At 68.0% G+C, this 23,912-nt stretch carries 26 protein-coding genes; 12 read left to right on the forward strand and 14 right to left on the reverse strand.

Going from position 1 to position 23,912, the window contains the following annotated elements; genetic code table 11:
• Positions 1–25: 25 nt before the first annotated feature.
• Both C8258_RS14315 and C8258_RS14320 read right to left on the reverse strand, forming a co-directional pair.
• Complete coding sequence (locus C8258_RS14315) at positions 26–1,063, reverse strand: HAMP domain-containing sensor histidine kinase (RefSeq protein WP_106955595.1); 1,038 nt, start codon at positions 1,061–1,063, stop codon at positions 26–28.
• Positions 1,050–1,760, reverse strand: coding sequence for a response regulator transcription factor (locus tag C8258_RS14320; protein WP_036503729.1), 711 nt, complete (start codon positions 1,758–1,760; stop codon positions 1,050–1,052). Before C8258_RS14320 ends, C8258_RS14315 begins: the two co-directional genes overlap by 14 nt.
• A gap of 354 nt (positions 1,761–2,114) precedes the next feature.
• On the opposite strand from C8258_RS14320, the gene C8258_RS14325 reads away from it, so the two are divergent.
• On the forward strand, positions 2,115–3,347 hold the full coding sequence (locus C8258_RS14325; RefSeq protein ID WP_106955596.1) for an Ig-like domain-containing protein: 1,233 nt from the start codon (positions 2,115–2,117) through the stop codon (positions 3,345–3,347).
• Between the two features lie 33 nt (positions 3,348–3,380).
• Here the strand turns inward: C8258_RS14325 and C8258_RS14330 are convergent, their stop codons facing one another.
• Genes C8258_RS14330 through kdpF form a run of 4 tightly spaced genes read right to left on the reverse strand, consistent with a single transcriptional unit; the run spans position 3,381 to position 8,218 of the window.
• Positions 3,381–4,289 (reverse strand): potassium-transporting ATPase subunit C, encoded by a 909-nt coding sequence (locus tag C8258_RS14330; RefSeq protein ID WP_106955682.1) that lies wholly within the window; start codon positions 4,287–4,289, stop codon positions 3,381–3,383.
• 16 nt (positions 4,290–4,305) lie between these two features.
• Positions 4,306–6,459, reverse strand: a complete 2,154-nt coding sequence (gene kdpB / locus C8258_RS14335; protein WP_106955597.1) for a potassium-transporting ATPase subunit KdpB — start codon at positions 6,457–6,459, stop codon at positions 4,306–4,308.
• A gap of 1 nt (position 6,460) precedes the next feature.
• Positions 6,461–8,131 carry a potassium-transporting ATPase subunit KdpA gene (gene kdpA, locus C8258_RS14340; protein ID WP_106955598.1) on the reverse strand — a complete coding sequence of 557 codons (1,671 nt, stop codon included), beginning with the start codon at positions 8,129–8,131 and terminating at the stop codon, positions 6,461–6,463.
• On the reverse strand, positions 8,132–8,218 hold the full coding sequence (gene kdpF, locus C8258_RS33190; RefSeq protein WP_223273250.1) for a K(+)-transporting ATPase subunit F: 87 nt from the start codon (positions 8,216–8,218) through the stop codon (positions 8,132–8,134).
• A gap of 368 nt (positions 8,219–8,586) precedes the next feature.
• On the opposite strand from kdpF, the gene C8258_RS32615 reads away from it, so the two are divergent.
• The 8 genes from C8258_RS32615 to C8258_RS14380 all read left to right on the forward strand — a co-directional run bounded on the left by C8258_RS32615 (position 8,587) and on the right by C8258_RS14380 (position 15,537).
• Complete coding sequence (locus tag C8258_RS32615; protein WP_158271257.1) at positions 8,587–8,733, forward strand: hypothetical protein; 147 nt, start codon at positions 8,587–8,589, stop codon at positions 8,731–8,733.
• Positions 8,730–11,252, forward strand: coding sequence for a sensor histidine kinase KdpD (locus C8258_RS14350; RefSeq protein WP_106955600.1), 2,523 nt, complete (start codon positions 8,730–8,732; stop codon positions 11,250–11,252). The genes C8258_RS32615 and C8258_RS14350 overlap by 4 nt, the downstream gene beginning before the upstream one ends.
• On the forward strand, positions 11,249–11,956 hold the full coding sequence (locus C8258_RS14355; RefSeq protein ID WP_036503736.1) for a response regulator: 708 nt from the start codon (positions 11,249–11,251) through the stop codon (positions 11,954–11,956). The genes C8258_RS14350 and C8258_RS14355 overlap by 4 nt, the downstream gene beginning before the upstream one ends.
• Before the next feature lie 117 nt (positions 11,957–12,073).
• Positions 12,074–12,589 carry an OsmC family protein gene (locus tag C8258_RS14360; protein WP_106955683.1) on the forward strand — a complete coding sequence of 172 codons (516 nt, stop codon included), beginning with the start codon at positions 12,074–12,076 and terminating at the stop codon, positions 12,587–12,589.
• Positions 12,586–12,867: an acylphosphatase gene (locus C8258_RS14365; RefSeq protein ID WP_036503737.1), complete on the forward strand. Its 282-nt coding sequence runs from the start codon at positions 12,586–12,588 to the stop codon at positions 12,865–12,867. Before C8258_RS14360 ends, C8258_RS14365 begins: the two co-directional genes overlap by 4 nt.
• A gap of 24 nt (positions 12,868–12,891) precedes the next feature.
• Positions 12,892–13,881 carry a hypothetical protein gene (locus tag C8258_RS33195; protein ID WP_233225085.1) on the forward strand — a complete coding sequence of 330 codons (990 nt, stop codon included), beginning with the start codon at positions 12,892–12,894 and terminating at the stop codon, positions 13,879–13,881.
• Positions 13,882–15,048: a glutathionylspermidine synthase family protein gene (locus tag C8258_RS14375; RefSeq protein ID WP_106955601.1), complete on the forward strand. Its 1,167-nt coding sequence runs from the start codon at positions 13,882–13,884 to the stop codon at positions 15,046–15,048. It abuts the gene before it with no gap.
• Between the two features lie 36 nt (positions 15,049–15,084).
• A complete protein-coding gene (locus tag C8258_RS14380) occupies positions 15,085–15,537 on the forward strand; it encodes a DUF350 domain-containing protein (protein WP_036503742.1) in 453 nt (150 codons plus the stop codon).
• Positions 15,538–15,547: 10 nt separating this feature from the next.
• Here C8258_RS14380 and C8258_RS14385 read toward each other — a convergent pair whose 3' ends face one another.
• The 7 genes from C8258_RS14385 to C8258_RS14415 all read right to left on the reverse strand — a co-directional run bounded on the left by C8258_RS14385 (position 15,548) and on the right by C8258_RS14415 (position 20,541).
• Entirely contained in the window at positions 15,548–16,573 is a 1,026-nt protein-coding gene (locus C8258_RS14385; protein ID WP_255420420.1) for a PHP domain-containing protein, read from the reverse strand.
• On the reverse strand, positions 16,573–17,154 hold the full coding sequence (locus tag C8258_RS14390) for a dihydrofolate reductase family protein (protein WP_106955685.1): 582 nt from the start codon (positions 17,152–17,154) through the stop codon (positions 16,573–16,575). Before C8258_RS14390 ends, C8258_RS14385 begins: the two co-directional genes overlap by 1 nt.
• Positions 17,155–17,217: 63 nt before the next feature.
• Entirely contained in the window at positions 17,218–18,075 is an 858-nt protein-coding gene (gene mutM / locus C8258_RS14395) for a bifunctional DNA-formamidopyrimidine glycosylase/DNA-(apurinic or apyrimidinic site) lyase (protein WP_106955602.1), read from the reverse strand.
• Complete coding sequence (gene rnc, locus C8258_RS14400; protein WP_036503747.1) at positions 18,075–18,830, reverse strand: ribonuclease III; 756 nt, start codon at positions 18,828–18,830, stop codon at positions 18,075–18,077. The genes mutM and rnc overlap by 1 nt, the downstream gene beginning before the upstream one ends.
• 23 nt (positions 18,831–18,853) lie before the next feature.
• Positions 18,854–19,036, reverse strand: a complete 183-nt coding sequence (rpmF, locus tag C8258_RS14405) for a 50S ribosomal protein L32 (protein WP_030513024.1) — start codon at positions 19,034–19,036, stop codon at positions 18,854–18,856.
• Between the two features lie 2 nt (positions 19,037–19,038).
• Entirely contained in the window at positions 19,039–19,698 is a 660-nt protein-coding gene (locus tag C8258_RS14410) for a DUF177 domain-containing protein (protein ID WP_106955603.1), read from the reverse strand.
• A 96-nt stretch (positions 19,699–19,794) separates the two neighbouring features.
• Entirely contained in the window at positions 19,795–20,541 is a 747-nt protein-coding gene (locus tag C8258_RS14415) for a DivIVA domain-containing protein (protein ID WP_063013333.1), read from the reverse strand.
• A gap of 257 nt (positions 20,542–20,798) precedes the next feature.
• On the opposite strand from C8258_RS14415, the gene C8258_RS14420 reads away from it, so the two are divergent.
• The 3 genes from C8258_RS14420 to coaD all read left to right on the forward strand — a co-directional run bounded on the left by C8258_RS14420 (position 20,799) and on the right by coaD (position 23,178).
• Positions 20,799–21,308, forward strand: coding sequence for a GtrA family protein (locus C8258_RS14420; protein WP_369974754.1), 510 nt, complete (start codon positions 20,799–20,801; stop codon positions 21,306–21,308).
• 328 nt (positions 21,309–21,636) lie between these two features.
• Positions 21,637–22,647 (forward strand): hypothetical protein, encoded by a 1,011-nt coding sequence (locus tag C8258_RS14425; RefSeq protein WP_106955605.1) that lies wholly within the window; start codon positions 21,637–21,639, stop codon positions 22,645–22,647.
• 45 nt (positions 22,648–22,692) lie between these two features.
• Positions 22,693–23,178, forward strand: coding sequence for a pantetheine-phosphate adenylyltransferase (gene coaD, locus C8258_RS14430; protein WP_036503754.1), 486 nt, complete (start codon positions 22,693–22,695; stop codon positions 23,176–23,178).
• Between the two features lie 81 nt (positions 23,179–23,259).
• Here the strand turns inward: coaD and rsmD are convergent, their stop codons facing one another.
• Positions 23,260–23,817, reverse strand: a complete 558-nt coding sequence (gene rsmD, locus C8258_RS14435) for a 16S rRNA (guanine(966)-N(2))-methyltransferase RsmD (RefSeq protein WP_106955606.1) — start codon at positions 23,815–23,817, stop codon at positions 23,260–23,262.
• Positions 23,818–23,912 lie beyond the last annotated feature (95 nt).

Consider the following 23,912-nt stretch of genomic DNA (forward strand, 5'->3'; position numbering starts at 1 on the left):
CGTTGAGGTCTATCGTGCGACTACTTTACGGTTGTGTTACAGAAGTATGATCGGTGAATTTCGTCACGGTGGGCAACCACACCATGAATCGAGCACCTCCGCCGGGACGGTCGTCACATTTCACGCGGCCGCCGTGGGCGGCAACGGTTTCGGCCACCAATGCCAATCCGATGCCGGTGCCCGATCGTTTCCCGCGGCGCACCGTCACGAATCTTTCGAAGATGCGTTGCCGATCCTGCGGCGCCACTCCCGGACCGGCGTCGTCGACCGTGATCACCATTTCGTCCCCGGCGCGTGCGACCCCCACCGCGACCACTCCGCCGCCGTGCCGCTGCGCATTCTCGAGCAAATTCACCAGCGCTCGCTCGAGTTCGAGCTTTCGCCCGGTCACGATTCCGTCGTCGGCGACGGTCAGCAGTTCCGGTGAATAACGCATTTCCGCGAGGGTGTGGGTGAGCAGTTCGCGCACCGACAGCGGCTCGGCGTCGGCGCCGTGCATCCGCGCCTCGGCCCGGGCCAGGGCCAGCAGATCGTCGAGCAACCTGCGCAGATGGTCGAGTTCGGCGCGGACCAGTTCCAGCGCCCGCCGCGACCGTTCCGGAAGTTGATCCTCATAGCGCGACATCACGCCGACGCTGGTGGTGAGGGTGGTCAGCGGGGTGCGCAGTTCGTGACTCACATCACCTACCAGCCGGCGTTCGCGATCGATGCGGTTCTGCAGGGAGTCGACCATGGTGTTGAACGCGTCCACGGTCGGGGCCAGATCGGGATCGTCGGTATCGGGCAACCGGGTGCCGAGCTCACCGGAGGCGATCTTGGCCGCGGTGCCCGTGACCTGGCGCAACGGTTCCAGCAAACGGTGCGACAACCAGATACCGAAGATCGCGCCGATCACGGTGCCGCCGAGTGCGCAGGCCAGCGCGGTGCGCCATCCGCCGCCGTCGAACTTGGCGATCAGTACCGCCAGCAGTGCCGAGACCAGCCCGGTGACGGTGAAAGCGACGATCACGCGACCGCGCAGAATCTGGCGGCGGGGCAGGCGCGGAAATCTAGCGCTGCACATCGAGGCGGTAGCCGAGCCCGCGCACGGTTACCACGATCGCCGGCTCCGACGGGTCGCGCTCGATCTTGGTCCGCAGCCGCCGGACGTGCACGTCCACGATCCGCTCGTCACCGAAGAACCCACGGTCCCAGACCCTTTCGAGCAGGACACTGCGCGACAGCACCCGGCCGGGGGTCTCGGCCAGTTCACACAGCAACCGGAATTCGGTGAGGGTGAGGTGCAGTTCCTCGTCGCCGCGGTGGACGGTACCGCCGTCGGCCGAAAGCACCAGCGGCGCTTCGGGATAGGCGTCGAGCACGATCTCCTGCGGGGCCGGCGGCTCCACGGTCTGCTGGGCGCGGCGGCGCAGGGCCCGCATCCGGGCGGTGATCTCCTTGATCTCGAACGGCTTGGTCACGAAGTCGTCGGCGCCGGCCTCCAGCGCGGCCACCACGTCGTGGGTGTCGTCCCGCGCGCTGACCACGATGATCGGCACGTCGTGATCGCGACGAATCTCACGTATGCAGGTGAATCCGTCCATCTCCCCCAGCATCAGATCCACGATCATCACATCCGGTGCGCCGTTGTCACGCAGATGTTCGAGCGCATCCTCGGCCTCCTCGGCCTCGGCGACGTCGTAGCCCTCGTCCTCCATGGCCAGTCGCAGCGCACTGCGAACCCGGTCGTCGTCCTCTACGATCATCAAATTTGCACTCATCGCTACACCTCGTCCAGCTGCGCGTCATCGGAGCGTGGTTCCCCGACCCGTCCGTTCGTCCGCAGTGCGAGCGGCCGCGCAGCCTGTGGTCTCGCACCGTTCTCTCATAACCACACATCCCTAACAGACGTCGGTGGCGGACCACACGACACCGGGCGCCGGCCGATCGGTCCCTGAGCGCCCACTGGGCACACAACAGTAACTGGAGTACCCGGGACCACGATGCGTAAACACGGGGCAACACCACCGAGGTGCAAGCACCTGAAAAAGCCCCGTAAACTACGTACCGAGACAGTAAGGCGATTGGTGCGCTGCGAGGGCTTGCTCAGGCGCACGTCGAACGCAGGAGACACCATGTCCACTCGCCGCTGCCGATTCAGTGTTGCGCTGGGAGCTATCGCCCTGGTGACGACGCTGATGGCCGCGTGCTCGTCATCCCCGGAGCCGGCGTCGAATCCGACGCGCGGCACCCCGGGGCCCGCCGCGCCGGCCATTGCGATGGTCCCGGCCACGGGTAGTGCCGACGTCGATCCGCTCGGCACGATCGAGGTGAGCGCAACCGACGGCATCCTCACGGATGTGACGTTGACCAACGAAGAAGGCAAACAGGTCGACGGCACGCTCAATCCGGAGCGAACCGCGTGGAAGCCGAAGGTTCCGCTCGGTTACGGCCACAACTACAAGATGACCGCGAACGGCATCACCGTCACCGGACCCAGCGGTCCGATGACGTCGTCGTTCACCACGCTCACTCCCAGCAACCAGGTCAAGGCGTATCTGACCACCACCGCCGGGCAGCCGCTGGCCGAGGGCGGAACCTACGGAGTGGGCACTGTCATCGTCGCCCACTTCGACGAGGCGGTCGGTGACCGGGCGGCGGCCGAGAAGCGGCTGTCGGTGACGACGGAACCGCAGGTCCAGGGGTCGTGGTACTGGCTCGACGACAAGAACGCGCACTGGCGGCCGCAGCAGTACTGGCAGCCCGGCACCAAGGTCACCGTCGCGGCCAACATCTTCGGCGCGCAGCTGGGTTCCGGCCTGTTCGGCCAGGAGGACTCCAAGACCAGCTTCACCATCGGCGACTCGCATGTCTCCATCGCCGACGACAACACCCACGAAGTGCAGGTATTCGAGAACGGCAAACTGATCCGCACCATGCCCACCTCGATGGGCCGCGGCGGCAGCGAGCAGGTCGGCGGTAAGACGATCTACTTCAACACCCCCGCGGGCATCTACACCGTGATGGGCAAGGGCAATCCGGTGATCATGGACTCCTCGAGTTACGGACTGCCGGTGAACTCTCGCCTGGGTTACAAGGAGGCGATCGGCTGGGCCACCCAGATCAGTGGCGACGGGATCTACCTGCACCAGCTCGACTCCACGGTGTGGGCGCAGGGTAATACCGACACCTCGCACGGCTGCCTGAACCTGAACCTCGAGAACGCGCGCTGGTTCTACAACTTCGCGGTCCCCGGCGATGTGGTCGAGGTCCGCAACACCAGCGGTCCGCCGCTGCCCTCGTGGAACAACGGCGACTGGATCGTGCCGTGGGATCAGTGGGTGGCCGGCAGCGCGCTGCACTCCTGATCGCCACCGCACCGATCACCACAGCTGCCGAGTTCAGCGCCGCGTCGGGTAGCGCTGGTCCAGCTCGAGATTCACGCCGAGGACGTCGACCCTGGGCTCCCCCAGGAAGCCCAGGTCGCGCCCGGCGGTGTGCGCTGCCACCACGGCGGCGACCTGCTCGGCCGTGATACCTCGCGCGGCCGCCACCCGTGCGCTCTGGATCTGTGCGTAGCGCGGTGAGATGTGCGGATCCAGTCCGGAACCGGATGCGGTGACGGCGTCCGAGGGCACTGGGGTGTCGGCCGGCGCGTCACCGCGGACGGGGACGATCAGCCCGGCCGAATAGTCCGTCCCGGGCTGGGCGCAGTCCACCCGGACCCCGCGGTAGGCGTCCTGGAACGGCACCGCCGGGCACGCCTCGTTCACGCTCACGACCTTCGTGGGCGCGGTGACCTGCCCGTGGCCGTCGCGCGGACCGAAGACCGCCAGCACCGCACCGGCCCCGCCGGGGGTGCAGAACGGTCGCGCCCCGGAGACTCCCTCGCGCTCGCCGATCTGTTTGCTGCGCGTGCAGACCGTGGTCAGCAAACCGGTCGTCGACTGCGACGGGTCGGCCGCCAGGGTGTCGACCACATCCTCGGGGCCTTTGTTGCCGAAGCCGGTGTTGGTCGGGTCGTAGCCGTCGGGGCGGCTGCCGTCGGCGGGCGCGGAATTCGACGGCCGGGTCTGGAAGTACTGCGGTAGTGCCGCGCCGTTGCCGTCGGTGAACGCCTGACCGATCAGGCTGCTGCCCACCAGCTTTCCGTCGCGGTGGACGAGCGAGCCTTCGGCTCGGTCGTGCAGTCCCGGCAGCTGGGCGAGCGCGAAGACCGCCAGTGGATAGACGAGTCCGGTGATCACCGTCAGCACGAGCAGTGCCCGCACCGCGGCCAGATGCTGGCGGAACCAGGTGGTGTATCGCATCGAGAACGAAGGCATATCAGGACATCCCAGGAAGGAATCGGACGACAAGGTCGATGAGTTCGATGCCGATGAACGGAGCGACGATGCCGCCCGCCCCGTAGATGGCGAGATTGCGGCTGAGCAGTTTCGACGCACTCGACGGGCGATAGTCGACGCCGCGCAGCGCCAGCGGGATCAGCGCCACGATGACGATCGCGTTGAAGATCACCGCGGACAGGATCGCCGACTGCGGACTGTGCAATCGCATCACGTTGAGTACATCCAGGCCGGGGAACAACGCCACGAACAGCGCCGGAATGATCGCGAAGTACTTGGCGACGTCGTTGGCGATGGAGAAGGTCGTCAGCGCGCCCCGGGTGATCAGCAACTGTTTGCCGATCTCGACGATCTCGATCAGTTTGGTCGGATCCGAGTCCAGATCGACCATATTGCCGGCCTCCTTGGCCGCCGACGTCCCGGTATTCATCGCGACGCCGACGTCGGCCTGCGCCAGCGCCGGCGCGTCGTTGGTGCCGTCGCCGGTCATGGCGACCAGGCGCCCGCCGGCCTGTTCGCTCTTGATCAGCGCCAGCTTGTCCTCGGGGGTGGCCTCGGCCAGGAAGTCGTCGACCCCGGCTTCGTCCGCGATCGCCTTGGCGGTCAGCGGATTGTCGCCCGTGATCATGACCGTGCGAATTCCCATGCGGCGCATCTCGTCGAAGCGTTCCCGCATGCCCTGTTTCACCACATCCTTCAGGTGGACCACACCCAGCAGCCGGGCCCGCCCGTCGAGCAGTTCGCCGACCACCAGCGGTGTGCCTCCGGAGGCCGAGATGCCGTCGACGGTCCGCCCGACGTCTTCGGGCACCGAACCACCATGGACCCGAACCCATTCCGTGACCGCACTCGCGGCGCCTTTGCGCAATTGATGCCCGTCCCGCAGATCCACGCCCGACATTCGGGTCTGGGCGGTGAACTCCACCCAGTTCGCGCCCGCGAGCTCACCAGGGGTGCGTTCGCGTTTGCCGTACGCGGATTTCGCGAACACCACGATCGAGCGGCCCTCGGGTGTTTCGTCGGCGAGGCTGGAAAGCTGTGCGGCGTCGGCCATCTCGTCCTCGGTGACGCCCGGCATGGCGACGAAGCTCGACGCCTGCCGGTTGCCGAGGGTGATGGTGCCGGTCTTGTCGAGCAGCAGCGTGTTCACATCGCCGGCGGCCTCGACCGCGCGACCCGACATCGCCAGCACATTGCGCTGGACGAGCCGGTCCATTCCCGCGATGCCGATCGCCGACAACAGCGCGCCGATCGTGGTCGGGATGAGACAGACCAGCAGCGACACCATGACGATGCCGGTAACCCCCTGTGCACTCAGCGCCGCGCTGTCGCCGACTCCCGGATTGTTCGCCTTGGCGAAGATCGCGGGCGGCTGCAACGTCACGACCGCGAACACGAAGATGATCGTCAACGCCGCCAGCAGGATGTTCAGCGCGATCTCGTTGGGTGTCTTCTGCCTGCTGGCGCCCTCCACCAGGGCGATCATCTTGTCGATGAAACTGCCGCCCGGCTCCTGGGTGATCTCGACGACGATGCGGTCCGAGAGCACGGTGGTGCCGCCGGTGACCGCGGACCGGTCGCCGCCGGATTCGCGGATCACCGGCGCCGATTCACCGGTGATCGCCGATTCGTCGACCGAGGCGATGCCCTCCACGACGTCACCGTCGCCCGGAACCACCTGTCCGGCCTCGACCACCACGTAGTCGCCGAGCCGCAGTTCGGGTGCGGCAACGGTTTCTTCGAGCGGCGCTTCGGCGCCCGGATGCCAGTTCACCAATCGCCGGGCGACGGTGTCGGTCTTGGCTTTTCGCAACGTATCGGCCTGCGCCTTGCCGCGGCCCTCGGCGACGGCCTCGGCCAGGTTGGCGAAGATCACCGTCAGCCACAGCCAGATGACGATCGCCCAGGCGAAGACCGTGGGATGGGCGACGGCGAGGATAGTGGACCAGAGTGCGCCGAGCTCCACGATCAGCATCACCGGATTGCGCCACAGTATGCGCGGATCCAGTTTGCGCAGGGCGTCGGGCAGCGACCGGGCCAGTATCACCGGATCGAACATGCCACGGCTGCCTCGGCGCGGCGACGGTTCGGCAGCGGGCGGAACGGTCACGGAATCGGTTGTCGGAGCGGTCATTTCAGTGAATTCCTTCGGCGAGCGGCCCGAGCGCCAGCATGGGCAGGAAGGTGAGGGCGACCAGGATCAGCGTCACGCCGGCGACCATGCCGACGAACTGCGGCCGGTGCGTCGGCAAGGTGCCGATCGATTCCGGCGTATGCCCCTGGCGCGCCAGCGATCCGGCCAGCGCGAGCACGAGAACGATCGGAACGAACCGGCCGAACACCATCGCCAGACCGAGGGCGGTATTCCACCACACGGTGTTGCCACTGAGCCCGGCGAAGGCCGAGCCGTTGTTGTTGGCGGCCGAGGTGAAGGCGTACAACACCTCCGACAGGCCGTGCGGTCCCGCATTCGCCATGGCCGCGCGCTCGCCCGGCAACGCCATCGCGAGCGCGGTGCCTGCCAGCACGATCAGCGGACTGACCAGGAAATACGATGCGGCGAACTTGATTTCGCGCGGGGTGATCTTCTTGCCGAGATATTCGGGCGTGCGCCCGACCATCAGTCCGGCGACGAAGACGGTGATCACCGCCAGGATCAACATGCCGTACAGGCCCGATCCGACACCGCCGGGCGCGACTTCGCCCAGCTGCATGTTCACCATCGTCACCATGCCGCCGAGGCTGGTATAGGAATCGTGGGCGGAGTCGACGGCACCGGTGGAGGTCAGCGTCGTGGACGTGGCGAACGTCGCGGAATCCGCTACGCCGAACCGTGTTTCGACGCCCTCGAGCGCCGCGCCGGCCGCCGTCGGCACGGTGCCGTGATGGCGCAACTGCAGGAAGTTGGTCAGCGTCACGCTGATCAGCGCGAGCACGCCCATCACCGACGCGATCGCAAAACCCTGCTTGGTGCTGCCCACCATGCGGCCGAAGGTTCGCGGCAGCGAGAAGGCGATCAGCAGGATCAGGAAGATCTCGACCCAGTTGGTCCAGGCCGTCGGGTTTTCGAACGGGTGCGCGGAGTTGACGTTGAAGAAGCCGCCGCCGTTGGTGCCCAGCTCCTTGATGCTTTCCTGCGAGGCGACCGGCCCGCCCGGAATCGTCTGCGTCGCACCGGTGATCGTCTGCGCGACCTGATCGTGCAGATGGAAGTTCTGGATCGCGCCACCGGCGATGAGCACGATCGCGAATACGAACGCGATGGGCAGCAGAATCCGGAGGGTGCCGCGCACGAGGTCGACCCAGAAGTTGCCGAGGTCACCGGTGTGGCGGCGGGCGAAGCCGCGCACCAGCGCGACCGCGACCGCCATCCCGACCGCGGCCGAGACGAAGTTCTGCACGGCCAGGCCCGCCATCTGGACCAGATGTCCCTGGGTCGACTCCCCGGCGTAGTTCTGCCAGTTGGTGTTGGTGACGAAGCTGATCGCGGTATTCCACGCCAGCGCCGCGGTCATCTCGGTCCCGGGCTCGTGCAGATGCAGCGGCAGGTGGCCCTGGATCAACTGCAGGAAGAACAGCGCCAGCACGCTCATCGCGGAGAAGGCCAGCACGCTGCGGGCGTAGACGCCCCAGGTCTGCTCCACGCCGGGCTGGACTCCGATGGCGCGGTAGACGATGCGCTCGGCCCGCGAGTGTTTCGTGCCCGCATACACCCGGTACATGTAGTCGCCGAGCGGGATGTGGACCGCCGCGAGCGCGATGATCAGGGTCGCCACGAACACGACCCCGGCAGTGGTTGTGCTCACCTAGAACCTTTCCGGGAACAGCAGCGCCGCGACCATGTAGACGGCGACGCCGAGGGCCAGGATCAGACCGACGATGTTCGCGATCACAGCCGTTCCACCCCCCGTTGGAGCAGGCCGAGCAGGGCGAAGATCGCCACGGTCACGACGGTGAACACCGCGACGGACATAGTGCAAACCTCTCTGTTGACGGCATCCGGAAGCGAATGCGCCGCAGTGAGTCAAGCTCGTGAAACGACCGATTTCGACGGCGTTGACGGCTTCTTAGCGGTCGCGGCGACGGCATTGACGGGGTGCTTACACGCCGCCGCGGCCCCGCTGCCGCGCCGTCAATGTCGGCCGCGACCCCGTCAAGGAGTCGTAAAGATCGGCGATCGAGCCCGCGCGGCGGTGCACAGTGTGTTGTCCGGTCCCGTCGACCGGCACAGCGGCAATCACCGGGTCGTGAGGAGAAGACAGTGCCGGATTTCGCGGTCGCGGCGATGGTGATCCTCGCCTTCGTCAGCTGCGCCCTGGGTCTGCGCGTGGCCGGCGGGCGCACCACTCGGGTCGTCCGGGTTTCGCGCCGTCCACGTCGTCCGAATCGCGCGATGATGGACCTGTGAAGCGCGGACAACTACGCATCTATCTCGGGGCCGCGCCCGGCGTGGGTAAGACCTACGCGATGCTCGGCGAGGCGCACCGGCGAATAGGCCGTGACCGCGACGTGGTGGCCGCGGTGGTGGAGACCCACGGCCGCAGCAAGACCGCGGAACTACTCGAGGGTATCGAGCGGATACCGCCGGCGTTGCGCACCTACCGCGGCACGACCCTGCCCGAACTGGATGTCGACGCGGTCCTGCGGCGGGCGCCGGCGGTGGCCCTGGTGGACGAACTCGCGCATACGAACGTGCCGGGATCGAAGAACGAGAAGCGCTGGCAGGACGTCCACGAACTGCTCGACGCCGGCATCGACGTCATCTCCACGGTCAACGTTCAGCACCTGGACAGCCTCAACGACGTCGTCGAGCAGATCACCGGCGTGGTGCAGCGCGAAACCGTGCCGGATTGGGTGGTGCGCGGCGCCGATCAGGTCGAACTGGTCGACATCACGCCGGAGGCGTTGCGGCGCAGGCTTTCCCACGGCAACGTCTACACCGCCGACAAGGTCGACGCGGCGCTGCGCAACTACTTCCGGCCCGGCAACCTGACCGCGTTACGCGAACTGGCCCTGTTGTGGCTGGCCGATCAGGTCGACGCCGCCCTGGCCAGATACCGGGCCGACCACAAGATCACCGCGACCTGGGAGGCGCGCGAACGCGTGGTCGTCGCGGTGACCGGCGGCCCGGAATCGGAGACGATCGTGCGCCGCGCGAGCCGCATCGCCACCAAATCCAGTGCCGAGCTGCTCGTCGTGCACGTCGTGCGCGGGGACGGACTGGCCGGAGTGTCGGCACAACGGCTGCATCGGCTGCGGGAGCTGGCCGCCGGGCTCGGTTCCAGCCTGCACACGGTGACCGGCGAGAACGTCCCCAATGCCCTGCTGGATTTCGCCCGCCAGGTCAACGCCACTCAGCTGGTGGTGGGCACCTCCCGGCGCTCGCGCTGGGCGCGCATCCTCGACCAGGGCATCGGCGCGACCGTAGTGCAGCGCTCGGGCAGTATCGACGTCCACATGGTCACCCATGAGGAGGCGCAACGGGGGCTGCGCTGGTCGGCCCTGCTGCGGCGGCAGCGGTCGACGGTGTCGTGGCTGGCGGCGCTGGTGGTGCCCACCCTGATCACGCTGGTCTGCTATCTGTGGCTGGATTCGCGCCTGGATCTGGCCGGTGAGAGCGCGATGTATTTCATCGGCGTGATCGCGGTCGCGCTGCTCGGCGGTGTCGCACCGGCAGCGTTGTCGGCGGTGCTGGGCGGGCTGCTGCTGAACTGGTTCTTCACCACCCCGCGGCACAGTCTCACCATCGCCGAACCCAACAATTTCCTCACCATCGTCGTGATGGCGGGGGTCGCGGTGGCGGTGGCGGCGCTGGTCGACATCTCGGCCAATCGCACCCGCGAGGCACGCACCGCCTCCCGTGAGGCCGAGTTGCTGACCCTGTTCGCCGGGGCGATCCTGCACGGCGCCGACCTGCCCGATCTGCTCGAGCGGGCCCGCGAGATCTACCGGCAGCGGGCGGTGAGTTTCGTCGGCCACGAGGAGGTGATCGCCTGCGTCGGTCACGATCCGGCACGCACACCCGCCGCCGCCGATACCGCGATCGGCGCCGGCGACGAGGAACACTGGCTGCTGCTCAGCGGGCGCGCGCTGACCCCCGGTGACCGCCGGGTGCTCGCGGCGGTGGCCGGGCAGGCGGCCGGGCTCGTGCGCCAGCGCGAACTCGCCGATCAGGCCCAGGCCGCCGCGGGTGTGATGGCGACGGACCGGCTGCGGCGCGCGCTGCTGTCGGCGGTCAGCCACGACCTGCGCACGCCGCTGGCCGCGGCGAAGGCGGCGGTGTCGAGTCTGCGCAGTGAGGACGTGCAGTTCTCCCCCGCCGATACCGCCGAATTGCTGGAAACCATCGAGGAATCCACCGATCAGCTGACCGCGCTCGTCGGCAATCTGCTCGACTCCTCGCGGCTCGCGGCCGGCGCGGTGGAGCCCAACCTCAAACAGGTGTACCTGGAGGAGGTGGTCAACCGCGCGGTCGTCGGTGTCGGGATGGGGACCCGCGGTGTCCGCCAGGCGGCGATGGACCGGGTCAAGGTCGAGGTCGGCGAGGTCTCCGTCTACGCCGACAGCGGCCTGCTGGAACGGGTGCTGGCCAATCTGATCGACAACGCGCTGCGCTACTCGGCCCCGACCGGTACGGCGGTCCCCGACACACCGGTGCGGGTTGGCGCCGAACGCGACGGCGACCGGGTATCCATCACAGTGGTCGACTACGGTCCGGGCGTTCCGACCGGACTCGAGGACCAGATGTTCGAACCGTTCCAACGATTGGGCGACCGCGACAATTCGACCGGCGTGGGCCTGGGCCTGTCGGTGGTCCGCGGATTCGTCGAGGCGATGGGCGGCACCGTCCATGCCGAGCCGACGCCGGGAGGTGGTCTGACCATGGTGATCGAGCTGCCGGCCGGCAAAACACAGGAGGCGGCGTGACATCGGCCGAACGACCGCCGGCCGCCGTCCGGGTGCTGGTCGTCGACGACGAACCGCAGATCCTGCGCGCGCTGCGGATCAACCTGTCGGTACGCGGCTACGAGGTGATCACCGCGGCCACGGGCGCGGCGGCCCTGCGAGCGGCCGCGGAGAAGCATCCCGACGTGGTCGTGCTGGATCTGGGCCTGCCCGATATCGACGGAGTCGAGGTGCTGGCCGGCATTCGCGGCTGGAGTTCGATGCCGGTCATCGTGCTCTCGGCACGCACCGATTCCTCGGACAAGGTGCAGGCCCTCGACACCGGAGCCGACGACTACGTCACCAAACCGTTCGGCATGGACGAGCTGCTGGCCCGTCTGCGAGCGGCGGTGCGGCGGTCCGCCTCGGCGGCCGAGGAGTCCGCGCCGATTGTCGAAACCTCCTCCTTCACTGTCGATCTCGCGGCGAAGAAGGTCGTCCGCGGCGGCCGCGACGTGCACCTCACCCCGACCGAATGGGGTGTGCTGGAGATGCTGGTGCGCAACCAGGGCAAGCTGGTGGGGCGTCGCGAACTGCTGCGCGAGGTGTGGGGGCCGACGTACGCGACCGAAACCCACTATCTGCGGGTATATCTGGCGCAGCTGCGGCGCAAGCTCGAAGACGATCCGTCCCAGCCGAAACATCTGCTGACCGAGGCCGGCATGGGGTACCGCTTCCAGGCCTGACCCGACCGCGCCCGAGCTGGACAAAACCGGTGATATCGGACACAACCACTCACTCACGCCGTGGTGAAATCCGGTGTGCGATGCGCCTGCGCCGGGCCCGATGGCAGGATCGACGGTATGTCCGAACAGACCGCCAACTCCGCCGCACCCACCGCCGCCGCCTCGCAGCCCGCGACCGGCGCGGCCGCGCCGCAGACCAAGGCACCGAAGCCGGTCACCGAATTGTGGGTGGAGCGGACCGGCACCCGCCGCTATACCGGGCGCAGTTCGCGCGGGGCCGAGGTGCTCATCGGCTCCGACGGCGTCGAGGGCGTCTTCACTCCGGGTGAGCTGCTGAAGATCGCGCTGGCCGCCTGCACCGGGATGAGTTCGGACTTCCCGCTGTCCAACCGGCTCGGCGAGAACTACGACACCACCATCCGCGTCTCCGGCGACGCCGACCGCGAGAACGAGGTGTATCCGGAGCTGAAAGAGGTCGTCGAGCTGGACCTGTCCGAACTCGACGAGGCCGGTCGCCAGCGATTGCTGGTCACCGTGCAGCGCGCCATCGACAAGGTGTGCACCGTGGGACGGACGCTGAAGGCGGGCACCACGGTGAACCTGACGTTCCAGATCGACAAGATCGAGTCGTGAGCTCCGACCCCGTCCGGCTCAGCGCCTGGGTGCACGGCTACGTGCAGGGCGTCGGGTTCCGCTGGTGGACGCGCGCGCGGGCGCTGGAGCTCGGTGTGGTGGGCCACGCCCGCAACACCCGGGACGGGCGGGTGCACGTGGTGGCCGAGGGTCCGCGACCGGCGTGCGAGCGTTTGCTGGCATTGTTGCGTTCGGGTGACACTCCTGGTCGAGTCGATCTGGTTGTGGAAAACTGGGGCGCCGCCCTCGGCGGAATCACAGGGTTCGAGGAACGGTAGCGGCGGGGATACAGGAGTCGATCGTTGGCAACACATGAGCCGGGCGGGCCCGGGGATCGGGATTCGCACGACCCCCGCGACACCCCACCCGCGGGGGACGACAGCACCGGCGGCGGCGCGGAGTCCGGAAAGCCGAAGGGAATCGGCGCCTCGGATCCGACGGTGCGTTTCGGCGCACAGCCCGGCGGCGAAGGCGAGACCGGCGGATCCGAAGCGGAACCGACGCGACGCCTGGGCGAACCGGACCCCACACTCCCGAATCCGCAGACCGCGCCGACGCTTCCGGGCGCACCCATCCTGCCCGGCTTCCCCGACCTCACCGCGCCGATTCCCGGCCTCGGCACCCCCGGCGTGCCGAACCCGCTGTCGGACAACGCTTTCGGCGCCGACGCCGGGGGCTCGACCGGATCCGAAGGTGAGAGCGCCGGCGACGCAGGCGAACCCGGCAAACCCCGGCGCATGCGCGGCAGCATGCAGCGGCAGGAGGCCGGCGTCACCCAGCCCCGGCCGCCGACGGTGGCCGAGGCGCGAGCGCGCGACAAGGCCCGCAAACGCGCCGAAGAGGCCGAACGGGCCGCGGCCGAGGCCGCGGAAACCAAGCGGCGCAACCGCAAACGGCTGCTCATCGGCGGCGTGGCGGTCGCCGGCATCGCCGCGGTGGTCGGCACCGGCTATCTCGCCTACCAGGCCGCACACAGGCCGGCGAATGTGACCGCCTACTGCATCACCGACGACAACGGGCAGCAGCAGGTCGTCCCCGACGACGACTGCGTGCGCGCCCAGTCCTACGCGAGTACCGGCGGCTATTACGGCGGTGGCGGGCTCGGGCCCGGCATCTTCCTCTACAACGGCCACCAGTACCGCTACTACTACGGCGGCAACAACGCCGTCGGGCGCGCGCCCGTCGGCGGCAGCACGGTCGCGCCGAAGAAGGCCACCGTCAGCACCAAGAGCGGGACCGTCGTACGAGGCGGTCTCGGCAGTAAATCCGGTTCCACCAGTGGAGGCTCCTAGATGCGTCGGATGCGCAACCGGCAACGTACCGGCTGGCAGAAGATCATCGCCGATCAAGGGCTGGTATTCGGCTCGCCCGGCCGCGACGCGAACGGACAGTCGCGCCCGTACTGGGACGAATCGGTGCACTACGAATTCGATCTCGACGAAATCCTCGCGCTCGAGGCCCAGGTCGAGGTGCTGCATTCGATGTGCCTGCACGCGGTCGAACAGATCGTGCTCACCGAGCGCTTCGCCGATTTCGGCCTGCCCGAATGGAGTTGGGAGCCGATCAAGAAGTCGTGGCAGCGCAGCGACCCGTACGTCTACGGACGTTTCGATCTGCGCTACGACGGCCGCGGACCGGCGAAACTGCTGGAGTACAACGCCGATACGCCGACCTCACTGCTGGAAGCGGCCATCGTGCAGTGGCACTGGCTCACCGACGTCTACCCCGACGACGACCAGTGGAATTCGCTGCACGAACGCCTCGTCGAACGCTGGGGCGAGCTGCTCGACCAGCTGCCCACCAACCAGCTGCACTTCACCTGGTCCTCGGCCGACGCTTCCGGCGAGGACAACGTGACCACCGCGTATATGCAGGAGACCGCCGCCGAGGCCGGATTCGACACCATCGCGCTGCCGATCGAGGAGATCGGCTTCGACACCGAACTGGAGCGTTTCGTCGATCTGGCCGAGGCGCCGATCGGTTCGATCTTCAAGCTGTATCCGTGGGAATGGGCCCTCGACGACGATTTCGGCAAGCGTGTGGTGAACTCCGTCCCCGAGACCGCCTGGGTCGAACCGCTGTGGAAGACACTGCTTTCCAACAAGGCCTTGCTGGCGGTGCTGTGGGAGATGTATCCCGGGCATCCGAATCTGCTGCCGGCCTATCTCGACGATCCGCACGAACTCACCGAGTACATCCGCAAGCCGAAGCTGGGCCGCGAAGGCGCCAATATGACCATCGTCGGCGCGGGGATGGAAACCTCGACCGGCGGCGTGTACGGCGAGGAGGGGTTCGTCTACCAACTCCTCGACCCGCTTCCGGATTTCGACGGCCTGCGCCCGGTGCTCGGCGCCTGGATCGTCGGCGACACCTCGGCCGGTCTCGGCATCCGCGAATCCCCCGGCCTGATCACCGACGACGGCTCCACCTTCGTTCCGCATCGCATTCCGACCAAGTAGCATTCAGCGACTCGATCAACATCACCGGAGGAATCTGTGTCGTCCACCCTCGCGCTCGAATCAGGGTATTGGAGCTCCGTCGGGCACGGCGTCGGCGCGATCGCGCTGTACGCGGTGCTGGGTCTGGCCCTGATGCTGATCGGCTTCCAGGCCATCGACAGTTCCACGCCCGGACCGCTGCGCAAGATGGTCGCCGCCGGTAATCCGAACGCGGTCGTCATCGCCTCCGCCGGCATGGTGAGTATGGCGTTGATCGTGGTGCTGGCGATCTACTCCTCCGGCGGCCGGCTCATCGAGGGCCTCATCGCCACCGGGATCTACGGGCTGGTGGGCATCATCGCGCAGGTGGTCTCCATCCGGCTGCTGGAATGGCTGGTCGGCCTGCACATCGGCGATCTGCTGAAATCGGCCACGTACCAGATTCAGTCGCTGCTGGTGGCCGCCGCGCATCTGGCGATCGGCATGGTCGTCGCGTTCGCGATCCTCTGAGCGGGCGCGTTCACCGCGCGGTGAACGCCAGGAGTTCGCTCAGCGGAAGGCTGTTGATGATCCGGTCGGCCGGGACCTGGTTCGCCGCGGCACGTTCGCAGCCGTAGCCCTGCCAATCCAGCTGGCCCGGCGCGTGCGCGTCGGTATCGATGCTGAAATGGCAGCCCATCTCCACGGCCAGGCGCAGCAACCTGCTCGGCGGATCGAGACGTTCCGGGCGGCTGTTGATTTCCACCGCCGTCCCGTAGCGGCGGCAGGCCTCGAAGACGAGTTCGGCGTCGAACGACGATTCCGGCCGGATGCCGCGATTGCCGGCGACCAATCGTCCCGTGCAGTGGCCGAGCACGTCGACGTTCGGATTCGCCACCGCGTACACCATGCGCTTCGTCATCGTCGCCGAGTCGGCCCGCAGGTTCGAATGCACGCTGGCCACAACGACATCCAGGCGAGCGAGCAGATCGGCCTCCTGGTCGAGGGTGCCGTCGTCGAGGATGTCGACCTCGATACCGGTGAGGATCCGAAACGGCGCCAGTCGTTCGTTGAGTTCGGCGACCACGTCCAACTGGCGGCGCAGCCGCTCCGCGGACAGGCCGTTGGCGACTTTCAACCGCGGCGAATGATCGGTCAGCGCACAGTATTCGTGGCCCAGCGCCTGCGCGGTGCGCATCATCTCCTCGATCGGGCTGCCGCCGTCGGACCAGTCGGAGTGGGTGTGCAGATCGCCCCGCAGCAGCGCGCGAACCTCGGCGCCCGCGGGTGCGATCGGCTGTGCGGTGGAACGCAATTCGGCCAGCCGCTGCGGTACGGCACCGGACACGGCCTGCTCGATCACCGCGGCGGTCTTGGGTCCGATACCCGAAAGCTCCTGCCAGGCACCGGATTCGCGGTACCGATCGAAATCGGCGTCCGACAGCTCGGACACGACATCGGCCGCGCGCCGGTAGGCCTTGACCCGATGGGTCTGGGCGCGATCGCGTTCCATCCAGAACGCGATCTCGCGCAGCGCGGCCACCGGGTCCGGAACGTGATCGGCCACTAGCGGATCCGGCTGTACTTGACGAATGCCACCCCGTCCTCGAACACGCGGCCCGTGAGGACCCGGAACAGTGCCGGCTCCGGCAGCCGCGGTCCCGCGCCGAACAGCGGCCGGCCGTGCCCCAGCACGATCGGATACAACTTCAGGAAGATCTGGTCGATCTCCGGCAGCAGCGCCTGGGCCAGTTCGCCACCGCCGCACAACCAGATGCCCGACCCCTGCTCCTGCTTGAGTCCGCGCACGCGTCCCAGCGGGTCGGAGGAGATCAGCTCGACGTCCCGGGCCGGATCGCCGGGCAGGGTGGTCGACACGACGAACTGCCGCAGATGTGAATACGGGCTCGACGTGCCGGTCCGCACGCCGAAGTCGTGGGTTTTGCGGCCCATCAGCACGGTGTCGAAGCTCTCCCCCGGACTGTCGATCCCGAGCGATTCCCGGATCTTGGTCGGCAGCGTCTCCGGATACTGGGCGGTGATGGCCGGGCCGTGGTCACCGCCGACCGGGAAGAAATCGACCGATCCGTCCGGGGTGGCGATATACCCGTCGATGGTCGAGGCCACGAAGTAGGTGAGCTTGCGCATCCGTTCTCCCTTCATGCGAAGTGGCGTCATCGGACACACCGCAAATTTAGCGCGTGCTCGCCACTATCGCCGGGGCTTCGGCTGGCATCGCGGACAGGAGTAGGAGGAGCGATTCATGAACTTCTCGCGGCGGATCGGGGCGCCGCAGCGACGGCACGGCTCGTCCTCACGACCGTAGGCGGCCAGCGACCGCTCGAAGTATCCGGAATTGCCGTTGACGTTGACATACAGCGCGTCGAAGGAGGTGCCGCCCGCGTCGAGGGCCGCGCCCATCACCGCCTGCACCTCGCTCAGCAGCCGCCGCAGCGCGGGCCGGGTGAGCGCCGCGGCGGGGCGTTCGCCGTGGATGCGGGCTCGCCACAACGCCTCGTCGGCGTAGATGTTGCCGATGCCCGAGACCACCGTCTGATCCAGCAGCACGCGCTTGATCTCGGAGGATTTGGTTTGCATGCGCGCGACCACGGCCTCGGTGTCGAAACGGGGATCGAGCGGATCGCGCGCGATGTGGGCGACCGATTCCGGCAGCTCCTCACCGTCGAGCGTGACGAACCGGTTCAGCGCCCAGCCACCGAAGGTGCGCTGATCGATGAAGCGCAACTGCGTGCCGTTGTCGAGTCCGGCGACGATATGCGCATGCTTCTCCAGCGGGGCCTGCGCGGACTGCACCAGCATCTGCCCGCTCATACCGAGGTGGACGACGAGTGCGGCATCGGGATCGTCGAAGGTCAGCCAGAGGAATTTGCCGCGGCGGCGGGCCGCGTCGATCCGCAGGCCCGCCATCCGGGCGGCGAGATCGTCGCCGCCGAGTTCGTGGCGGCGTACCGACCGCGGATGTTTGACCAGGACCGATTCGACGACGTGGCCGACGACGTGTTCGTCTAGTCCACGCCGCACCACCTCGACCTCGGGCAGCTCGGGCATCAGTCCCCGGCTTCGGTGGAACCGTCCGCGGTGAGCGCCTGCCAGGCGGCGCCGGCGGCCTTCTGCTCGGCTTCCTTCTTCGACCGGCCGACACCCTGCCCGTAGGCCGTGCCGCCGATCACCGCGGTTGCGGTGAATTCCTTGTCGTGGTCGGGCCCGGTCGAGGTGATCTCGTAGCTGGGCACGCCGATACCGCGTTCCGCGGTGAGCTCCTGCAGGCTGGTCTTCCAGTCCAGGCCGGCGCCCATCCGAGGACCGCGTTCGAGCAGTTCGGCGAACAGCCGCAGCACAACTCCGCGCGCGACCTCGATGCCGTGTTGCAGATGGACCGCGCCCAGCAGCGATTCCATCCCGTCGGCGAGGATGCTCGCCTTGTCCCGACCGCCGGTGAGCTCCTCGCCCTTGCCGAGCAGCAGATGACGGCCGAGGCCGCCCTCACCCAGGCCGCGCGCGACCTCGGCCAGGGCGTGCATATTCACCACACTGGCACGCAGTTTGGCGAGCTCACCCTCGGATTTCTCCGGATGCTCGAGGTACAGGCGCTCGGTGATGCTCAGACCGAGGACCGAATCGCCCAGGAACTCCAGGCGTTCGTTGGTCGGCAGACCACCGTTCTCGTAGGCGTACGAACGGTGGGTGAGCGCCAGCCGGAGCAGATCCGGACGCAGCTCCACGCCGAGCGCTTCCAGAAGGCTGGCGTGGTCAGCGGCATCGCCCGCTGCGGGTGCGGCCGCTTCGTCCTTACCGGCGGTCACTTCGCGGCTACCCGATCGGCAGATCAGATGGCCGAGGTGACCTGGCGGCCCTTGTAGGTGCCGCAGTTGGGGCACGCGATGTGCGGGAGGGTCTTCTGACCGCACGCCCGGTTCGGGCAGGTGATCAGGGTCGGCGCGGTGGCCTTCCACTGGCTGCGCCGCGAGTGGGTGTTGGCACGAGACATCCGGCGCTTCGGAACGGCCACGACTACTTCTCCTCTGTCGTCGAACTTGCCGAACCATTGCGGTCGGCAAGAGATCGGTCTACGTCTGATGGGGCGTCGGAGACGCCGGTGCCGGGGGTTTCGCCCGCGAATCTCGCAAGCCCCGCCCAGCGAGGGTCCAGTATCTCATGCGTGTGATCCGGACCCGCAATCGCCATCCGGACACCGCATTCCGGGCACAGCCCGGCGCAATCGGGTTCGCACAGCGGTTGCAGTGGCAATTCCAGGCCGACGGCGTCGGTGACCACCGGCTCGATGTCGATCATGTCGTCGACGAGCCGGTAGATCTCGTCTTCCTCGGTGGTCTGCTCGGTCGCGCTGTCCGGATAGGCGAACAGTTCGGTGATCTCGAGTTCCAGATCGTCGGTGAACGACTCCAGGCAGCGCGAGCACTCCCCCTCGATCGGCGCCGACACCGAACCGGTGACCAGCACGCCCTCCGAGACCGCCTGCAGGGTCAGATCGAGATCGATCTCGGCACCCGCCGGGATCGCGATCAGATCCAAGCCGATCTTCTCGGAGGCGGTGACGACCCGATGCACCTGCCGGATCGAGCCCGGGGCACGCCCCAGACTGCGGGTGTCCAGCACGAAGTCCGCGTCGGTCTGACGACGACGCGAACCGGGACCGGACTGGGCGGACATCGGGCACTCACTCACGTTTCGAGGGGGTTTGGGCAACCACTCCACAGTACGCGAACTGCGCCGATCCCCCCAAATCCCGGAACGAGCGCGAGCGGATCAGCGCCGGAAGTCGGCGGCGTAGTCCGGAATGCCGGTCCCCGAACGCAATTGCTGACGACCGCGGCCGACCGTCCGCAGCGTCGAGTGCAAAGTCTCCTCGAAATCGGCGAGCTGGGAATCGACGTAGTGGTCGCATTCCTCGCGCAGCCGGTCCGCCTCGGTCTGCGCGGCGTCGATCAACCGCGCGGATTCGCCGTGCGCGGCCCGCACCACCTCGGTCTGGGACACCAGGCGTTCCTGTTCGGCCTGCCCCTCGGCCACCGACCGGTCGTAGGAGGCCTGACCCGCCGCGATCATCCGCTCCGATTCGGTGCGGGCGCGGCCGGTGAGCGCCTCGTATTCGGCCTTGCCGTCGGTCACGATGCGGTCGGCCTCGGCCTGCGCGGTCGCGACCAGATGATCGGCGTGCGCCCGGGCCTCGGCGACCATCCGGTCGGCGTGCGCCTTGGCGTCGGCCAACAGCCGGTCGGCCTCCTCGCGGGCGCCGGCGACGGTCTGTTCGGCCTGGTCGTTGGCGCCGGTCACCGTCGCCTCGGCGGAATTGCGGGCGTCGGAGACGATCTTGTCGCGGTGGTCGAGCACATCCTGGGCGTCGTCGAGTTCGCCGGGCAGCGCCTCACGCACATCGTCGAGCAGTTCCAGCACCTCACCGCGGGGCACGATGCAATTGCGGGTCGGCGGGATACCCCGCGCCTCTTCGACGATCGCGACCAGTTCGTCGAGTGCCTCGAATACGCGATACATCCTGCTGACCCCACTCTCGTGCCGAACTACTGCTCTCGGCCCCAGTGTGCCCGCATCCCGCGTGTCTGCCCAGATCACCATCGGTGTGTCGGGCGGTGTTTCCTATCCCACACAAATCAAGTGGAGGAAATCTCTCCGCTTGGTGCTATCTTTTCTACCGAGCGGTAGACCAGCCGGAACCCGTCGCCAACGGCGTCCGGCACTGTGCGATCGGAACGACCATGGTTGTCCTTTATCCGGCACCTCCGGGTATGTGGGTGAACCCACAGCCCGATCCGGGTGTATCCATCGTGCACAGCGAACTGCTGGCCGAGACGCCGGAGCCGCAGCAGTCCCCGCCCCGCATCCGCCGCCTCGCCTCGCGCTTCGCCAGCTATCTGCGCGGCGACCACTGGCTGCCGCAACTCGTCCGCTTCGCGCTGGTCGGCGGTTTCAGCAATATCGGCTACTTCCTGCTGTTTCTCGCCTGCTACAGCGGCGGGCCGCAACTCGCCAACCTGACCGGATCCATCGTCAGCACGGCACTCGCCAACGAACTGCACCGCCGCCTCACCTTCCACGCCGCCGACCGGGTCGGCTGGCTCACTGCCCAACTCGAGGGCGGTGGACTGGCGCTGGCCGGACTCGCCATCACCTCGGGGGCGCTGGCGGTCCTCGATATCGCGGCGCCCGGACTCGACGACGTCACCGAGGCGATCGCCGTCATCGGCATCACCGCCGGAGTCGGTGCGCTGCGCTTCCTCACCCTGCGGCTCTGGGTGTTCTGATCGCCTGGCGGCTCTGGGTCTTCTGATCGCCTGGCGGCTCTGGGTCTTCTGATCGCCCGTCGTGCTCATGCACGGGGTGCGGCTGCAACCTGGTCATTTGAGCAAGGAACCGAGCCTCTGTACCCCACGTCCTAACTCAGCAAACGTCGTTGCGAGTTCTCATCGTGGGAGGTTCGGCAATGCACCACCGTTCGCGGAATCACTGCCCGGGAAGACCCACCCTCTGGCGCGCAGGTCTGTGCGCGGCCGCGTCCACGCGCCCTCGGGTACCGATCCCCTGTCCGCTCCTGCCCCGCCCGCGCCACCCCCGCCCGCACCGGGATCCGCAATGACCCACGACAGCGGATGTGCCGAAATCCTGTGCGGCCCAGGGCGGCAGGCGCGTGCGGGTGGGCTGCATCGGCGTCGTGACGTGGTGTCGGTCGGGGTCAGCGACGACGAGATCCGGCGGCGGTGCGCGATCGGAAGCTGGCGGCGGGTGCGGCGCGGGGCGTATGCGGAGACCTCGGCACTCGCCGAACTGGACGGCGTGGCGCGGCACCGGCTGGCGGTGGCGGCGCTGCTGCCGGAGATGGCGGCCGACGCCGTGGTGAGCCATCAATCGGCGGCGGTGCTGCTGGGTGCGCCGATGTCCCCGGCCCTGCTCGACCGCGTGCACGTGACGCGCAATCGACGCCACGGCGGGCGCATCAAGCCGAATCTGACGGTGCATTGCGCACCGGTCCCCGTCGTCGCCGAACGGGATGGGCTGCTGGTCACCGGTCCCGCCCGCACCGTCGTCGACCTGGCGCGCACGCTTCCGTTCGAATCCGCGGTCGTCGTCGGCGATGCCCTCGCCCGCGAATTCGGCATCACCGCAGCGGCATTGGCGCGCGAACTGGCCCGCGCCCGCGGCCGGCGCGGCGTCGACGCTGCCCGGCACGTGATCGGTTTCCTCGATCCGCGCAGCGCCGGAGTCGATCACTCCCGGGTCCGGGTGCTGCTGCGGCTGCTCGGATTCCCGCCGGCGGCCGCGGGGGGAGTGATCCATGCCGACGACGGGAGGGTGCTGGGGACGGCGGATCTGTATCTGGGCCGGACCGGCGTGGTACTCGAGATCGACGGGCACCGGACGAAAAGGGCACGCGTACACGGGGACCCGTCGCGCCGAGCCCCGGATGCGGTGTTGCGCCGCTACGGATTTCGGTCGATCAGTACCACCTGGCGCGAGTTGAGCACCGGAGTCGCCGCGCAGCGCGTGCACGGCGCGCTGAGCCGGGCGCGCGAGCAGCGTCCCCGCGGTTACATCCGCCCCGCTCCGCTTCCGCCCCCGACGCCGCTGCGGCTGCGTGCGCTGTGACGACCACGATCGGCTCGGCCTGCCCGGACCTGTTAGCGTCGCTGCATGGCTGGAGCACTGTGCCCCGGATCCTTCGATCCGGTGACCAACGGGCATATCGATGTCATCTCGCGCGCGGCCGCGCAGTTCGACGAGGTGGTCGTGACCGTGATGATCAACAAGAGCAAGCAGGGCATGTTCAGCGTCGACGAGCGGATCGAGATGTTGCGCGAGGCCACCGCCGATCTGCCGAACGTGCGGATCGAATCCTGGTACGGGCTGCTGGTCGATTTCGCTCGCGAACAGGGCATCACCGCCATGGTCAAGGGCCTGCGCGATGCCACCGATCTCGGATACGAGATGCAGATGGCCCAGATGAACAAGCACCTCTCGGGCGTCGACACCTACTTCCTGGCCACCAACCCGGCGCTGAGCTTCCTGTCCAGTTCCCTGGTCAAGGAGGTCGCGACCTTCGGCGGCGACGTCACCGGCATGCTGCCGCCGGAGGTTCACAAACGCCTGCTGGCTCGCATCGCCGAACGTCGCGGCTGAGTGGTCGCCGCGGCGGCGGGAGCCACCGTCGCGGCAGGCTTTGCCGACGGAACGACCGATGACCGAGCCCCGGGCCGGGGATTACCCCTGGTATTCCGCCAGGTCGACGCGGGTTTCGCCGTACCGGCGCGACTTCAACGCCGAATAACCTGCGGGCCAAGCGGTTTCCGGCGATCGCGCCGATCGCTCGACGACGATCAGCGCATCCTCGTACAGCCACCCGTTGGCCGCCAGCGCCCGCAGGTCGGCCTCGACAGCGGCGTCGTCCACGGCGTAGGGCGGGTCGGACAGCACCAGGTCGTACGGTTCGACGGGTGCCGTCGCCACGACGGAAGCGACTGTGCCCATGCGCAATTCGGCGCCGGGCACATCCAGATCCGCGATATTTCCGCGAATCACCGCGGCCGCCTTGCGATCCGATTCGACCAGCAGAGCATGGGTCGCCCCGCGCGACAGTGCCTCCAGACCGAGGGCCCCGGAACCGGCGTAGAGGTCGAGCACCCGGATGCCGTCGAAATCCAGGCGCGCGGAGAGCGCGTTGAACAGCGCTTCCCGCACCCGGTCCGAGGTGGGCCTGGTGCCGGCGGGCGGAACCCGCAGCCGCCGACCACCGGCCGTGCCCGCGACGATCCGGGTCACCGCGATCTCTCCGTGGCACGCGAGGTCGCGCGAGCGGGTCGGCCCCGCCCACGCGACGGCATCGGCACGTGCACCGACATTCGGTGTGTACGACC

The sequence above is a fragment of the Nocardia sp. MDA0666 genome (assembly GCF_003023875.1).
Classification (GTDB): Bacteria; Actinomycetota; Actinomycetes; order Mycobacteriales; family Mycobacteriaceae; genus Nocardia; species Nocardia aobensis.

Bases quoted from the DNA above. Each gene is read 5' to 3' on its own strand.
- C8258_RS14410 (WP_106955603.1), bottom strand. From the start codon at position 19,698: ATGTCCGCCCAGTCCGGTCCCGGTTCGCGTCGTCGTCAGACCGACGCG.
- C8258_RS14375 (WP_106955601.1), top strand. From the start codon at position 13,882: ATGCGTCGGATGCGCAACCGGCAACGTACCGGCTGGCAGAAGATCATC.
- C8258_RS14415 (WP_063013333.1), bottom strand. From the start codon at position 20,541: ATGTATCGCGTATTCGAGGCACTCGACGAACTGGTCGCGATCGTCGAA.
- kdpB (WP_106955597.1), bottom strand. From the start codon at position 6,459: ATGACCGCTCCGACAACCGATTCCGTGACCGTTCCGCCCGCTGCCGAA.
- C8258_RS14330 (WP_106955682.1), bottom strand. From the start codon at position 4,289: ATGCGATACACCACCTGGTTCCGCCAGCATCTGGCCGCGGTGCGGGCA.
- C8258_RS14360 (WP_106955683.1), top strand. From the start codon at position 12,074: ATGTCCGAACAGACCGCCAACTCCGCCGCACCCACCGCCGCCGCCTCG.
- mutM (WP_106955602.1), bottom strand. From the start codon at position 18,075: ATGCCCGAGCTGCCCGAGGTCGAGGTGGTGCGGCGTGGACTAGACGAA.
- C8258_RS14425 (WP_106955605.1), top strand. From the start codon at position 21,637: ATGACCCACGACAGCGGATGTGCCGAAATCCTGTGCGGCCCAGGGCGG.
- C8258_RS14390 (WP_106955685.1), bottom strand. From the start codon at position 17,154: ATGCGCAAGCTCACCTACTTCGTGGCCTCGACCATCGACGGGTATATC.
- C8258_RS14315 (WP_106955595.1), bottom strand. From the start codon at position 1,063: ATGTGCAGCGCTAGATTTCCGCGCCTGCCCCGCCGCCAGATTCTGCGC.
- coaD (WP_036503754.1), top strand. From the start codon at position 22,693: ATGGCTGGAGCACTGTGCCCCGGATCCTTCGATCCGGTGACCAACGGG.
- C8258_RS14325 (WP_106955596.1), top strand. From the start codon at position 2,115: ATGTCCACTCGCCGCTGCCGATTCAGTGTTGCGCTGGGAGCTATCGCC.
- C8258_RS14320 (WP_036503729.1), bottom strand. From the start codon at position 1,760: ATGAGTGCAAATTTGATGATCGTAGAGGACGACGACCGGGTTCGCAGT.